The sequence below is a fragment of the Actinomadura mexicana genome (assembly GCF_900188105.1).
Classification (GTDB): domain Bacteria; phylum Actinomycetota; class Actinomycetes; order Streptosporangiales; family Streptosporangiaceae; genus Spirillospora; species Spirillospora mexicana.
On the sequence record NZ_FZNP01000011.1, the window covers coordinates 73,560 to 88,124 of the forward strand.

At 73.5% G+C, this 14,565-nt stretch carries 11 protein-coding genes; all 11 read right to left on the reverse strand.

Annotated features, from left to right (window positions below):
* Window positions 1-13 precede the first annotated feature (13 nt).
* A complete protein-coding gene (locus CHC11_RS26800; protein WP_218826263.1) occupies window positions 14-3,685 on the reverse strand; it encodes a CHAT domain-containing tetratricopeptide repeat protein in 3,672 nt (1,223 codons plus the stop codon).
* 49 nt (window positions 3,686-3,734) lie between these two features.
* Window positions 3,735-4,094 (reverse strand): barstar family protein, encoded by a 360-nt coding sequence (locus CHC11_RS26805; RefSeq protein ID WP_089314600.1) that lies wholly within the window; start codon window positions 4,092-4,094, stop codon window positions 3,735-3,737.
* Window positions 4,095-4,110: 16 nt separating this feature from the next.
* The gene (locus CHC11_RS26810) at window positions 4,111-4,521 is read right to left on the reverse strand and encodes a ribonuclease domain-containing protein (RefSeq protein WP_089314601.1); all 411 of its coding nucleotides are present in this window, start codon (window positions 4,519-4,521) and stop codon (window positions 4,111-4,113) included.
* 240 nt (window positions 4,522-4,761) lie between these two features.
* Window positions 4,762-5,172, reverse strand: coding sequence for a VOC family protein (locus CHC11_RS26815; RefSeq protein ID WP_089314760.1), 411 nt, complete (start codon window positions 5,170-5,172; stop codon window positions 4,762-4,764).
* Between the two features lie 189 nt (window positions 5,173-5,361).
* Window positions 5,362-5,808 (reverse strand): response regulator, encoded by a 447-nt coding sequence (locus tag CHC11_RS26820; RefSeq protein ID WP_089314602.1) that lies wholly within the window; start codon window positions 5,806-5,808, stop codon window positions 5,362-5,364.
* A complete protein-coding gene (locus CHC11_RS26825; protein WP_089314603.1) occupies window positions 5,805-7,571 on the reverse strand; it encodes a sensor histidine kinase in 1,767 nt (588 codons plus the stop codon). Before CHC11_RS26825 ends, CHC11_RS26820 begins: the two co-directional genes overlap by 4 nt.
* A complete protein-coding gene (locus CHC11_RS26830) occupies window positions 7,568-8,833 on the reverse strand; it encodes a PP2C family protein-serine/threonine phosphatase (RefSeq protein WP_245919819.1) in 1,266 nt (421 codons plus the stop codon). Before CHC11_RS26830 ends, CHC11_RS26825 begins: the two co-directional genes overlap by 4 nt.
* Window positions 8,834-9,023: 190 nt before the next feature.
* On the reverse strand, window positions 9,024-9,395 hold the full coding sequence (locus tag CHC11_RS26835) for a helix-turn-helix transcriptional regulator (protein ID WP_143227332.1): 372 nt from the start codon (window positions 9,393-9,395) through the stop codon (window positions 9,024-9,026).
* A gap of 187 nt (window positions 9,396-9,582) precedes the next feature.
* Window positions 9,583-9,951 (reverse strand): STAS domain-containing protein, encoded by a 369-nt coding sequence (locus CHC11_RS26840; RefSeq protein WP_089314604.1) that lies wholly within the window; start codon window positions 9,949-9,951, stop codon window positions 9,583-9,585.
* 67 nt (window positions 9,952-10,018) lie between these two features.
* Window positions 10,019-10,351: an STAS domain-containing protein gene (locus tag CHC11_RS26845; protein ID WP_089314605.1), complete on the reverse strand. Its 333-nt coding sequence runs from the start codon at window positions 10,349-10,351 to the stop codon at window positions 10,019-10,021.
* Window positions 10,348-14,526, reverse strand: a complete 4,179-nt coding sequence (locus CHC11_RS26850) for a SpoIIE family protein phosphatase (RefSeq protein ID WP_218826264.1) — start codon at window positions 14,524-14,526, stop codon at window positions 10,348-10,350. Before CHC11_RS26850 ends, CHC11_RS26845 begins: the two co-directional genes overlap by 4 nt.
* Window positions 14,527-14,565 lie beyond the last annotated feature (39 nt).

Below are 14,565 nucleotides of genomic sequence, written 5' to 3' on the forward strand. Positions count from 1 at the left end.
ACGGGCGGCCCGGTCAGGCACCGACGTGGACGTGCGACGCCCACACCGAGGGGTAGCCCGGCCACCGGTCCCGCATCCGGCGGGTCGCGGCGTGGACCGCGCCGGCGACGTCTCCGCCGTCGGCGACGGCCGTGTAGACGAGGTCGGCGATGTCGACGGCGTGCCGGTCCCCGATGGGCCACAGGGTGCCGATCACGTTCCGGTAGCCGGCGAGCTGGAACGCCGACGCCAGGTGGATCGCCTCGTCCGCGAGGCGTGCCCCCGGCCGGGCGGTCGAGCAGGCCGACAGGAAGGCGAGTTCGGCGCCGTCCATGCGCAGCCCGGCGAGGTCCGTCACCGCCAGCGGCCGGGTCTGGTGGTCGGCCAGCAGCAGGTGGCTGGACGACGGGTCGGCCAGGTCGCTGTGCCCATGGCAGGCGAAGTGCGCCCATCGGGCCTTCGGCAGCGCCGCGAGCACCGCCTCGCGGGTGGCGGACGAGCCGGTGAGGACGTCCACCGCGCCCGGGAAGCGCCGGCCGATCAGGGCCGCCTCGGCCTCCGCCCCCGGCAGGTCGGACCGGGCGCCGGGCGTGCGGGGCATCGCCACGGCGACCGCCGGGCCACCGCCGGGCCGCACCGCGTCCGCCGCGCCGCGGCGCGCGTGGGCCAGGGCCCGGACGGTCGGGGTCGTCGAGCACACGACCCGGTCGACGACCGTTTCCGGGGCCGCGTCGGCCATGGTGCCGTGGTACCCCGCCGCATGCACCGGGAGGAACGACATCAGCCCTGACAGGCACCACCACAGCCTCGGCCACGGGGCGCCGTCCTGGGGCGGCCCGCCGACACCGACGTGGTCGAGCACCGGACCGGCCACCGCGTCCCACAGCCATTCGAGCGTCCGCGACATCCGGCGCTGCCCGGCCGCCCACGACCTGGCCTCCTTGGCGCCGATCTCCTCGACCGCCGCCAGGAACGCGCCGACCTCCGCCACCACCGCGTCAGGGGTGAGCGCGGGCAGCGGCACGGCCGTGGCGCCGGCGTCGGCGTCCAGGACCAGCGCGTGCGACCCGAGGCCCGACACGTTGACGATCACGATGTGACCGCGGGCCGGCGCGAGGTCGCGGACGGCGGGCGGGCGCAGGAAGCGATCGAATCCGGGCAGTTCCCGGATCTCCGCGACGAGCCGGTCGAACGCCGCGGCCGTGGCGCGGCGCTCCACCGATGCCTGGGGTACCGGGACGGCGCCGCTGCCAGGGACTCCCGCCGCGGGCGCGGGACGGTCGAGCTCCGCGCAGAGGGCGGTGAACCGTCCGGCCTCGTCCGGGTGCCGCTCCGAGAGCGCGGTGAGGTCGGTGCGGGTGTCGAGCGCCTGGCCGAGCAGCAGCCCGCGTCCCTGCTCGAACAGCTCGACCCCGTACTCGACCTGCCCGGCGCGCACGCAGCAGGCGGCGGCGTCCGACCCGATCCCGCCCATGTCGCCGAGGAGGATCTCCTGGTCGCGGCGATCGAGGCCCCGCGGGACCGTGCGGCCCATCAGGTCCACGACCGCCGCGTAACCGCGCACGGCCTCCTCCCACCGCCCGGCCTCGGCGGCGAGCCTGGCCCAGCGGGCGGCCGCGACCGCGCGGACGCGGGGAGGGGCGGCTTCGGCCGCCGATCCCTCCCGGCACGCCGCGAGTGCCTCGTCCAGGTCCGGTCCGGCGCCCGTGCGGGTGAACCGGGCGCCGAGCGCCTGGCCCAGATTGGCCAGGTACCCGGCGCGGTCGGGATGGTCGGGGGTGATGGCGGCGACCGCGGCGCGGGCGGCGCCGACCGCGGCGTCCAGGTCCGCCGCCTCGCCGGTGTGCTCGTACCGCCGGAGCAGGACGAGGGCGCGGTTCGACAGGACCCCGGCACGGCGCGGGTGGCCGTGCGGGACGGCCGCGGCGGCGGCCTGGACGGACTCGGCCGCCTCGTCGATGTCGGCCCGCTCCCCGCCGAGCGAGAACCGGGACTGCAGGGCCGCGCCGAGGTTGGCCAGGCGCACGCCCCTGCTGGAGTGGTCCGCCGGGGTGGCGAGAACCGCCTCCCGGCAGGTGTCGATCGCCTCGTCGAGGTCCTCGCGGCGCTGCAGGGAGTCGAACCGGATCTGCAGCGCGCCGCCCAGGTTCGCCAGCATCGTCCCGCGGTGGGGGCTCGCGTCCGGCGCGGCGGCCACCGCCATCCGGAGCGCTTCGACCGCCTCGTCCAGGTCCGCCTGGCCGCCGGTGCCGCGGAACCGGGACAGCGAGGCCGCTCCGAGGTTGCCGAGATGGGCCGGGAGGTGCGGATGGCCGGGCGGCGCGGCGGCGACCCCGGCGCGGCCGGCCTCGACCGCGGCGTCGATGTCGGCCTCGTCCCCGGTGAGCTCGAACCGCATGCGGAGGATGTCGCACAGGTTCGACAGGCACGAGGGACGTTCGGGATCATCCGCCGGAGTGGCGGCCGCGGCCCGCCGGGCGAGCGCGACCGCCTCGTCCAGCTCCTTCCGGCCGCCGGTCCGCCGGTGCAGCTCGCACAGGGCGTTGGCGAGGTTGGACTGGCGTCCGCACAGATCGGGGTCGTCGGGGCGGGGCGCCGCCACCCCGGCTCGTCCCGCCTCGACCGCGTCGGCCAGGTCCAGCTCATCACCGGTCTGGACGAACCGGATCCGGAGGACGTCGCTGAGCTCGGACAGGTAGGCGTGACGCTCGGCGTCCTGCGGTGCGGCGACGGCCACCGCCTCCCGATGGGCCTCGACCGCCTCGTCCAGATCCGCCGGATCCCCGGCGCGTTCGAACCGGGCCAGCAGCGCGTGGCCGAGCTGCGAAAGCTGCCCGGCGTGCGCGGGGTGGTCGGGCGAGGTCGTGATCACCGCGTCCCGCGCCAGGTCGATCAGCTCGTCCATGCCGGTCACCCGGTGGAGCAGGGCCTCCCTGGTCCGTAAGGCGAGATCGAGGTTGGACGCCATGGCGGCGCGGTCAGGGTGGTCGGGCCAGTAGGTGACCGCGGCCCGTCCGGCCTCGATCGCGGCGTCGAGGTCGGGCTCACCGCCGAGGTACTCGAACCGGGTCAGCAGGGCGTTGCCGAGGTTGGAGAGGTAGAGGGCGCCGTCGGGCTCGCCCGCTACGGCGCACTCGGCCGCCGCCCGGCCGAACGCGATCGACTCCTCCAGGTCCTGCGGCGCACCCGTCCGCTCGAACCGGGTCAGCAGCGCGCTGCTGAGGTTGGTCCGGCAGCGGCCGTGCTCGGCGTGGTCCGGCCCGGTGGCCCCGGCCGCCAGCCGGAACAGCTCGACGGCCCGGTCCAGGGCGCCGGCGTCCTCCGAAGCGAGCGTGTCCCGGTAGAGCATGCGGCCGAGGCGGGCCAGCAGCCCGCCGCCGTCCGGGGCGGACGGGGGCTCGCCGTCGAACAGTTCGCCGATCAACGGGGGGATCCCGGCCGGAACCAGCCGGTACACCGGATTGAGCAGCTCCAGGGCGACGCTGAGGTCCGGCTCGCCCTCGGCCGAACCGCGGGCGGCGAAGCGCAGCCAGAACAGCCATCCCGCCGCCTGCGCGACCTCGACGTCGTCCACAGGGTCCGGGACCGAGCAGATCAGATCCACCGCGTCGGCGACCGCTCGGGGGGACAGGACCAGTGTCGCGTCACGTTCGGCGTTGAACCGGTTGACCCGATCCCGTACCTGGGCGAGCAGACGCGTTCGCACCAGCGATGCTCCAACCATCTCGACAGCCGGAAGTGCAGCGGTGAGGACCCTATCGTTCAGGCGACGGGAGGGCGGCGGCCAGGCGGGTGCGCAAGCCGGGCATGCGCTCGGAGGCGGTGGCGAGGGTCGTGGGCACATCCCGCTCGGCCAGGATTTCCAGAAGGATCGCGAGATCCCTCGGGTCCTCCTCCGCCAGGAGCTCGTCGGCGCGCGCCACGGTGAGGACGGGACGGTCGAGGTCGCGCAGGCAGTCCAGGAAAGCGTCCCAGTTGTGTCCGAAGTAGTCCGGGAAGCCGAGGGCCCGTGCCGCCTCGTGGAACAAGGCGGCGCGGGTCCGGCACGCGTGCCCGTCGACGGCCGCCCGCACCGGATCGCTGGTCAGCGTCAACCAGGGTGGCAGCGAGGTCATCGGACGGGTCCCGTCCCTAGGAGAGCTTGTAGAAGTTGGAGTAGTGGTCCGGCGAGAAGTAGACGGTGCCGGTGCTGCTGTGGACGATCCGGTAGGCGTCGCGCGAGGAGCCCCTCGTCCGCGAGTACACGTCGTACTCGTGGTAGGACGTTCCGGCCGGGAGCTGGCCGTCGTAGTTGTGGTAGACGCCGCCGGTGTAGTTGTACAGGCCGTCCGGCCAGGAGTACCAGCCTGAGCTGGACGGCCATCCCTTCCCACCCCACACCGAGGCGGCGTACCGGCCGTCGGAGCAGCGTGAGATCGTGCAGGAGCCGTAGACCGTCGCGCTCGCCGGGACGTTGGCGGTGACGCCCGTCGCGCATGTCGCGGCCACCGCGGTGACGGCGGCTCGTTTCGTCCAGGACGGCCGGGAGCGCTGCTTGAGCACAGGTACCTCCTACGAACGAATGCGTCCCGAAGGGGACGATTTCCCCCTGACCCGGACCGCGCCCGGATCGAGGGCGACCAGCCGCCATGATGACCTTGCGGATAGGCGTAGTCGATACAAAGCCGCCAAGTTTCTATGAACAGGCCTCAACCACCCGACTCGGACTCAGCACTGCCGAGCGCGCAGGAACTGCGCGGGACCGGACGACGCACCCGGTCCGAAGCCGCGAGCCCCCAGGGATCAGCGCAGTTCCTGGATGCGGATCAGGTTGCCCGCGGGATCGCGGAACGCGCAGTCGCGCACCCCGTACGGCTGCTCGATCGGCTCCTGGACGACCTCGGCCCCCGCGGCCTGCACCCTGTCGAAGGTGTCGTCGAGGTCGGGGGAGGCGAGCAGGATCCAGCCGTAGGTCCCCTTGGCCATCATCTCGGCGATGGTGCGGCGCTCGTCGTCGGTGATGCCGGGATCGGTGGCCGGCGGCGCCAGCAGGATCGCGGTGTCGGGCTGCTTGGGCGGACCGACCGTGATCCAGCGCATCCTGCCGCCGCCGACGTCGTTGCGGACCTCGAAGCCGAGCGTGTCGCGGTAGAAGGCCAGCGAGGCGTCCGGGTCGTCGTGCGGGAGGAAGCTCGTGTGAATGGTGATGTCCATGCCGATCACGCTAGCCGCGGCTTCTTCACCCGCGCTTCTCGATTCCTGACCGGTCTCGCCCACGGGCCGCAAGCACATCGCAATGCGCCGCGCGACGGCGCGGTCAAGCCGTCGAAGAACATCGGTGCGCACCACCCCCGCCGCGCCCCGCCGACCACCCGGCGGTGCGGCGACGGAGCGGGGGCGGGGTCAGTGGCGGGTGGGGAGGCGGACGACGGTGACGAAGAAGTCGTCGATCTGCCGGATGGCCTGGATGAACTGGTCGAAGTCGACGGGCTTGGTGACGTAGGCGTTGGCGTGCAGCTTGTAGCTGCGCAGGATGTCCTCCTCCGCCGACGACGTGGTCAGCACCACCACCGGGATGGAGGCCAGCTCCGGGTCGGACTTGATCTCCTCCAGGACCTCGCGGCCGTCGCGCTTTGGCAGGTTGAGGTCGAGGAGGACCAGGTCCGGGCGGGGCGCGCCGACGTGGTCCGCCCGCTTGTACAGGAAGTCCAGGGCCTCCGCGCCGTCGCGGACGACCTGCAGCGTGTTGCCGACCTTGTTGTGCTCGAAGGCTTCGCGGGTCATCAGCTCGTCACCGGGGTCGTCTTCGACCAGCAGGACGGTGATGGGCTGGACGGCAGTGCTGGTCACGAACTGGCTCCTTGGAGGTCGGTGGTCGAGGAGGGAACGTCGCCGTCGGGCGTGCCCGCGGCGGATGCGCCGGCGCCGTCCGAGATCGGGCCGGTCGGGGCTTCATCGGAGGCCGCCGCGCCGGCGGGCGTGGCGGACTGCTCTTCGGCCGAGAGGGTGAAGTGGAAGCGGGAGCCTTCCTCGCGGTCGGGGTCGAGCCAGATCCGGCCGCCGTGGTACTCGACGATCTTCTTGCACAGGGCCAGGCCGATGCCGGTGCCGGCGTAGGCGTCGCGGCTGTGCAGCCGCTGGAAGATGACGAAGATCTTGTCGGCGTACTCGGCGGGGATGCCGATCCCGTTGTCGGTGACGGTCAGGTGCCAGTGCCCGTCCTCCCGCTCGCAGGTGACGCGGACGACCACGTCGCGGTCGGGGGAGCGGAACTTGACCGCGTTGCCGATCAGGTTCTGCCACAGCATCACCATGAGCGTGGCGTCCGCGGTGAGCTCCGGCAGGTCGTCGGGCCGCTCGATGCGGGCGCCGGCCTCGGTGACGGCGTCGTCGAGGTTGGCCAGCGCCTGGTCCAGCGGCTCACCCAGCGAGAGCGTCCGCTGGTGCTGGTGCAGGCGGCCGACCCGGGAGAAGGTCAGCAGATCGTTGATCAGCACCTGCATGCGCTTGGCGCCGTCCACCGCGAAGGCGATGTACTGGCGGCCGCGGTCGTCGAGCTGGTCGGCGCAGCGGCGCTCCAGCATCTGGCAGAACGAGGCGACCTTGCGCAGCGGCTCCTGCAGGTCGTGGCTGGCGACGTAGGCGAACTGCTCCAGCTCGGCGTTGGAGCGGCGCAGCTCGACGGTCTGCGCGTCCAGCTCAGCGGTCTGGCTCTGGAGCAGGCGCTCGCGTTCGGTGGACTGCTCCAGCGCCATCGTGATCCGGCCGCGCATCGCCTCCACGGCGTGGGCCACGTCGCGCACGTCGGCGGGGCCGTGCGCACCGATGACATGGGTGAAGTCGCCGTCGGCGACCCGGCGTGAAGCGGAGCGGAGCATGCGCAGCGGCCGGTCCACGGTGTAGTGCAGCAGGATCGCCAGCAGCGCCGCGGTCACCAGCAGCGCGATGAAAAGGGCGGTCAGCGTCCAGTCCCGCATGGTGCGGGTGTGGCGCAGGTCGGCGCGGCTCTCGGCGCGGACCTCGGCCAGGTGGCGGTTCTGGATCGCCCAGGTGGCGCGGACCTGGTCGAAGGCGGGCTTGCCCCGGGCCGCGGTGGCGGCCGCCTCGCCGCCGGGCCCCTGCTCGCGGACCTTGTCGATGACGACTGCGCCGTAGTCGCGGCGCCACGCCCCGATCGTCCGCTGGATCGCGTCGAGGTCGGCCCGCAGTTCGGGCTCGTCGGCCAGCAGCCGCTGCAGCCGCGCGAAAGACTCCTGCTCGGTGGCCAGCCCGTCGGTGTAGGGCTGCAGGAACTGCCGGTCGCCCGCCAGGGCGTAGCCCCGCACGCCGGTCTCCTGGTTGAGCATGGCCATCTGCATCCGGCTCGCCTCGACCTGCACCGGCGCGATCCTGTCCACCAGCCGGTCCGAGGCCCGCGCGGTGTCCTCCAGCAGGCTCTGGACCGCCACCGCGCCGGTGACGGTGAGTACGACGATCAGCAGCGCGGCCAGCATGAACCAGGTCCGGACGGTCAGTCCCCGCCGTCGCGGGGGGCCGCTCGCCGGGGCCGGTGCGGGGAGACCGGCGGATTCGGCCGTCTCGGTGTCCCGCGCCGTCAGGGGCGGTGTGCTCATGTGGGGGTCCATCCAAGGTGAATGACGGCGACGTCGTCGTCCAGGCCGCCGTGCTGGAGCGAGGCCGCCTCGACGTCGGTGATGAGTGTGTCGACGAAGTCGTCGGGGGAGAGCGTGCGGTGCCCCTGGGCGAGCTGGAGCAGGCCGGTCAGGTCCAGGCGCCGGCCTTCGGCGTTGATCTGGCCCTCGAACAGGCCGTCGGTGAACAGGACGAGCGAGGCCCCCGCCGGCAGCGGGACGTCGTGCTCGCGCCAGCCGGCCAGCCCGGGCACCATGCCCACGCCCAGCCCGCCCGGCGGCTCGACCAGCCGGACCTCGCCGTTCCCGTGCAGCAGGAACCCGGGGTGCCCGGCGCGCACGACCCGCGCCACGGGCCGGTCGGGGAACAGCGTCGCCGTGATGAGGGTGACGAACATCTCGGAGCCGCCGTGCTCCCCGGCCAGCAGCTCCTCCAGGAGTTCGACCACCCGCGCTCCACGGGCTCCGGCCAGCACGAACGATCGCCACGCCACCCGCAGGCTGACGCCGAGGGCCGCCGAGGCGGGACCGTGCCCGGCCACGTCCCCGATCACCGCGTGCACCAGCCCGTCGCCGGTCTCCACCACGTCGTAGAAGTCCCCGCCCAGCAGGGAGTGCGCCCGGCCCGGCCGGTACCGCGAGACGACCCGCAGGCGCGGATTGGACACCCTCGGGCGCGGCAGCAGCCCGCGCTCCAGCCGGGCGTTCTCCTGGGCCCGCATCCGCTGGACCTGCAGCGCCGCGACCGCCTGCTGGACCTGGCGCCGCTGCACCGCGTACCGGATCGCCCGCCCGAGCCGATCCGCCTCCAGGTGGTCCTTGGACAGATAGTCCTGCGCGCCGGCGGCCATCGCCGCGGTGCCCGCCTGCGACTCGGCGAGCCCGGTCAGCACCACCACCGCGGCGCCCGGCGCCCACTCCAGCACCTGCCGGAGCACCGTCAGGCCCTGCGACTCGCCCAGGTGCAGGTCCAGCAGCACGCAGTCGGGCACGGGGTTCGCCGACAACGGGCCCCGCGCTTCGGGAAGCGAACGCACCCACTGCAGCGACGCGCGCAGCCCGGTGTCGGCGAGCGTGTCCTCCACCAGGAGCGCGTCGGCGGAATCGTCCTCCACCAGCAGCACCCGCAGCGGCCCGAGATCAGGCCCGCCGTCGGCGGCGCCGGTGATCGCGACCGGCATGCGCGGTCCGGGCGGCGCGGAAGAGGTCGCCTCGAGGCCGGTCGTCTCAAGACCGTGCGACATCAGTCCGTCCACCACCCTTCCCCCTCCGCCCCGCAGGTGCCGCGCCGATAGTAGTTGCCTTATGGCAACTATGCATCAGCGGCGCACTGCTCCGTGACGCATCCGAGTCCTGTGTGACCTGCCCGACCGCGACCGTAACGCACCGGCGCCCGTGGCCCGTCCGGCCGGCTCTCCCGCCGCGCCGCACCTTCTACCGGCCCCGCGCCGGCGCGGGAGCGCCGGTGGCGCCGGGCGCAGACCGGGCCGGGCCGGGCGGTGCGTCACGACCTGCGAACAGTTCGATGAGGGCCTGGACGTCGTGGTCGGCTTCGGCGGGGTGCCGGAAGGGGCGGTCGGCGTTGACGGTGTAGCGGTTGCGGCGTCCGATCCGGGTGCGGGTGAGGTAGCCCGCCTCCTCCAGATCCGTGATGATCAGCTGGGCCGCGCGCTCGGTGATCCCGGTGTCCTGGGCGACGTCGCGGACCCGCAGGTCGGGGTCGCGCGCGATGACGATCAGAACCCGCGCGTGGTTGGTCAGGAACTTCCACGGCTTGTCGTCGCGCCGTCTCGGTGCGCTCTCCATCCGCCCGCCTCGCCTTCCCGCGTCCGCCTTCCCCGCCGCGGGGGCGCGGTGACCGCCGGTCGGCGGGGTCCGCCGCCGGGTGGGAGGAGGCCGTGCTCAGAGCGTCATCATACGAGCATTCTTTGAGGAATAGTATTTCCTGTAACGACCTTGGTGCATGGCCGTTCCCGGCGTCCGAGTCGCGGACTCAGCCGTCCCGCGGCCCGGCGCCCGGCGGCGGCGACCCGGCCAGCGCGGCGTCGAGGGTCGGATGGATGGTCAGGCGCTCGTCGACGTGCGTGATCTGCAGGACGCGGCGCACCGCGTCCTGCAGCGGGCCGGCCAGCACGGCGCTGCCGCCGCGCCCCTCGGCCGCCAGGTAGAACCGCATCAGCAGGCTGAGGCCCACCGAGTCCAGGTACCGCAGGCCGCTCAGGTCGAGGACCAGGTGCTCGCCGTGCTCGCTGCGCAGCCGGCGCATCCGCTGCTCGACCTGCTGCGCGGTGTCCAGTGCCAGATCCCCGGTCATCGTGATCACTGTCCAGCCGTCCCGCGCGTGGCCGGTCACCTCGGCCATGGCGTTGCCTCCACGTCGTTCCGCTTCCTGTGGGTCGGGGCCCGGCGCCGCCGGTGCGCCGTGGACGTCAGTTGTGCTCGGTCCTGCGCGGTGCGGCGTCGGGCGGGGTGAGGTGGACGGTGGCCAGCTCCGGGAACCCGGAGAGGGTCAGCACCGGTTCCAGGAGCGGCGGAGCGACCAGTTCGAGATGGTCCGCATGGTCGAACAGGACGCTCAGGCCCGCGCTATCAAGGTACTCGACCGCGCTGAGGTCCAGGACGACTTTGCCCGCGTCCCCGTGCGCGGTGTCCAGTGCGGCGGCGAGGTTCCCGCTGTTGCTCATGTCGATCTCGCCGACGGCCGTCACGAGCGCCCTCCCGTCCGGGCGCCGGGCGGTCGTGAGGGTCAGGGGTGTGCTCATGAGCCAATCCTGGTGTGCATGTGAACGGTGGTGCCGTCCGGTCCGGGCGTGATCGTGAGCTTGTTCATCAGCGCGCGCATCAGCCCGGTGCCGCGCCCGCGGTTGTGGTCGGCGCCGGCGCGGGGCGGCTTCCACCGGCCGGTGTCGGCGATGGTCAGGTGCACCTGGTCGACGAAGGCCTCGGCCCGCAGCCGGACGGTGTGCACGCCGGCGGCGGGCCGGCCGTGCTCGACGGCGTTCGCGCAGGCCTCGCCGGCGGCCACCAGCACGCCCTGGGCGGTGCGGCGGGGGAGCTGGCACTGGGCGAGCCAGCCGCGCAGCGCCTCCCGGAGCGGGGCGAGTTGCGAGGACTCGGCGGGGAAGCTCACGTCCAGCGGCGCGGGATGCCGGTACAGCATCAGCGCGACGTCGTCGTCGTAGCCGTCCGGCGGGGCCAGGCTCGTCATGATGTGGGTGGCGAGCTCGTCCACTCCCCGCTTGCCGCCGTCCTGGACGGCGTGGCCGACCCGCTCGATGCCCTCGTGCAGGGAGCGGCGGCGGCGTTCGACGAGGCCGTCGGTGTACAGCAGCACGGTGCCCCGGGCGGGGACGACGGCCGCGGCGTCGGGCCGGGGCCGGGGCGAGCCGACGGCGATCGGGACGGACCTGCCGCCTTCCAGCAGCCGGGTGGTGCCGTCGGGTCCGGCGAGGATGGCGGGCGGGTGCCCGGCGCTCGAGTAGGTGAGGTCGCCGGTCGCGGGGTTCAGGACGCCGCAGAAGACGGTGGAGCACCGGGCTCCGGGAATGCCGGCGGCGAAGCGGTCGAGGGCCGTGAGGGTCCGCGCGGGGCCGGCGTCCTGGAGCAGGAGGGCCCGGCAGGCACTGCGCAGCTGGCCCATGACGGTGGCCGCCTCCAGTCCGCGGCCGACGCAGTCGCCCACGATGATGCCGATGCGGCCGTCGGGGAGAGCGAAGATGTCGTACCAGTCGCCGCCGACCTCCAGCGGCCGCGCCGCGGGCTCGTACCGGACGGCGAACCCGACGGGCAGCTCGGACGGGCCGAGGATGGAGCGCTGCAGGGCGAGGGCCGTCTCGCGCTGCTGGTCGATGAGGTTGGCGCGGGACAGCCCCTGGGCGAGGCGTCCGGCGAGCAGGGACAGCAGCAGCCGGTCCTGGTCGGTGAAGGGTCGCCGCTCGTTCAGGTCGATCCAGAGGACGAGGATGCCGTGGGGGTGTTCGAGCGTGATCGCGGCTGGGTGCTCGGCGACGGGGGTGAGGGTCGGGTGCTCGCGCAGCGCCGCCAGGTCCCGGCGGCGCTCCTCGGGCAGGTCCTGCCAGGTCAGCCCCGGCTCGGTGGAGGTCAGCGCGGGCGGTCCGCCGTCGAAGACGGCCGCCAGCACCCGCTCGGCGTACCAGAGGTCCCGCAGCTCCTCCAGTGCGCCGGCCAGGGTGTCGCGCAGGTTCACGGCCTCGGTGAGGCGCATGCTGAGGGCCGCGAGGGCGCTCTCGCGCTGGATGGCGTAGTGGTCGGCGGTGATGTCCCGGAAGGTGCCGACGATGACCCGGCGCCCGGTCTCGGGGTCGTGGACGTGGTTGAAGGCGACGCTGACCCAGACCCGGTGGCCGTCGCGGTGCCTGACGGGTACGTCGAAGGTGCCGCGCTCCCTCCCCAGCATGCCGCCGAAGGCTTTGGCGACCTCCCGGTGCGCTTCGAGGTCGGTCCTCCCGTCCGGCCACCAGGGAGGCCGCGGGGGGTAGGGGAGCCCGGCGGGACCGTAGCCGAGGATGTCGGTGAAGGCCGTGTTGAACTCGATGACGGCGCCGTCCTCGTCGCAGACGAAGAACGCCTCCTGCAGGGAGTCGACCAGCGCGCTGCGCCACCGGGCGTGGTGCCCGCGCAGCCGGGCCAGCTCCACGTTGGCCCGCACGCGGGCCAGGAGCTCGGCGGCGGCGAAGGGCTTGAGCAGGTAGTCGTCGGCGCCCGCCCGCAAACCCTCGATCGAGGCCTCCTGCCCCGCGCGGGCCGACAGCAGCAGCACCGGCAGGGCGGCGGTGCGCGGGTCGCCGCGCAGCGCGGCGACCAGCTCCAGCCCGTCCACGTACGGCATCATCACGTCGCTGACCACCATGTCGACCGCGGTCTCGCGGACCGCGTCGAGGGCGGCCCGGCCGTCGCCGACGGCGTCGACCTCGTAGCCGGCGCCGCGCAGCAGCCGGGTGAGGTACTCGCGCATGTCGGCGTTGTCGTCGGCGACCAGCACCCGCGCCGGCGCCTCGGGCGCGAGCGCCGCGACCGGCCCGGCCGGCGTCGGGTCGGTCGAGTTCGGGTCCCCGCCGCCGGGATGCTCGGCGGGGAGCCAGCGCAGCGCCTCCTGGACGTAGGGGTCGGCGGTGACCGACGCCGCCGTGGAGGGGCGCGCCGGGGCGACCGCGCCGGCGGGCAGGTGGTCGGCCCCGAACGGCAGCCGGACGGTGAAGCGGGTGCCCTCGCCCTCGCTGCTGGTGGCGGTGATGGTCCCGCCGTGCAGGCCGACGAGCTCCTTGACCAGGGCCAGACCGATGCCGCTGCCCTCGTTGGAGCGGGCCCGGGTGTTCTCGACCCGGTGGAAGCGCTCGAACAGCCGTGGCAGCTCGTCCTCGGCGACCCCGACCCCGGTGTCGGCCACCGTCACCTGCGCCAGCCCGTCCTCGACCCCCACCCGGACGTGGATCGCCCCGTCGAAGGTGAACTTCAGCGCGTTGCTGAGCAGGTTCAGGACCACCTTCTCCCACATGTCGCGGTCGACGTACACCGGCTCGGGGAGCGGGTCGCACTCGACGTCGAACTCCAGGCCCGCCCTGTCCACGGCGGAACGGAAGACGCTGGCCAGCTCGGCGGTGACCTCGGGCAGGTCGACCGGCTCGTAGCGCGCCTGCATCCGGCCGGCCTCGATGCGGGAGAAGTCCAGCAGGGAGTTGACGAGCCTGCCGAGGCGCAGCCCGTTGCGGTGGATGACGTCCAGCTCCTGCCGCGCCTGCTCGTCGGTGTCGTCCAGGCGGGCGCGCAGCTCCTGCACCGGACCCATGATCAGGGTCAGCGGGGTGCGGAACTCGTGGCTGATGTTGGAGAAGAACGTCGTCTTGGCGCGGTCGAGCTCGGCGAGCTCCTCGGCGCGCCGCCGCTGGGCCTGGTAACTGCGGGCGCTGCCGATCCCCGCCGCGATGTGCCCGGCGGTCAGTTCCACGAAGCCGCGGTAGGCCTCGTCCAGCTGGCGGTACGGGTTCAGGGCGGCCACCAGGAACCCGTACGGCGCGCGGCCCTGCCGCAGCAGCGGCACCGCCAGCGCCTGGGCCGCCGGCTGGGGCCAGTCCCCGGAGGGCAGGACCCCGAACTGAGGATCATCGAGCTGCATCAGCACCGATTCTCCCCGCGCAAGTGCCGCTGCGGGCCAGACTTCGTGTGGTTCGTCCACAGCCAGCTCGGCGGGCGCGGCCGGATGGTCGCGGGAGACCCCGGTCGCTCCCGCGAGCCGTGCCGTCCGGCCGTCCTCGAACAGGTAGGTCAGCGTGAAAGGAAGATCCTTCCGGTTGCGGTCGAGTTGCCGGTCGGCGAAGGCGAGCGTCTCCTCCTCCGTCCGGATCACGCTGGGGTCGGACCCCAGCTCCCGCAGGGTCGCCATCCGCCGCTCGCCGATGACCCGTTCGGTCTCCTCGTTGACCACGCAGAGCATGCCGACCACGTCGCCGGTGTCGTCGCGCAGCGGGCTGTAGGAGAAGGTGTGGTAGGTCTCCTCGGGATATCCCGATCGTTCGAGGAACAGAAGCAGCGCCTCGTCCCAGGTCGCCTTCCCCGTGCTGAGCACCGTGTCGATCCTCGGCCCGATGTCGTCCCAGATCTCGCTCCACACCTCGCCGGCCGGCCGGCCCAGCGCCCACGGGTACTTTCGCCCGAGGGTGTCGCGTCGGTAGGCGGCGTTGCAGAAGAACGTCAGCTCGGGCCCCCAGGCCATCCACATCGAGAACCTGGACGACAGCAGGATGTCGACCGCCGTCCGCAGGCTCTGCGGCCAGCCGTCCGGGGTCCCGAGCGGCGTCGCCGCCCAGTCGACCGCGGCGAGATCCGGGCCGATCTCCCCGTCGCCGGAGAACAGGCCGGCCCCCGCCCGCGGCTCGCGTCCGGCCTCCTCAGGACGCCCGGCGTCCTCCGAAAGCGCCACCACACCCCTCTTTCACTCAGGTGATCACCAACCGCGTCC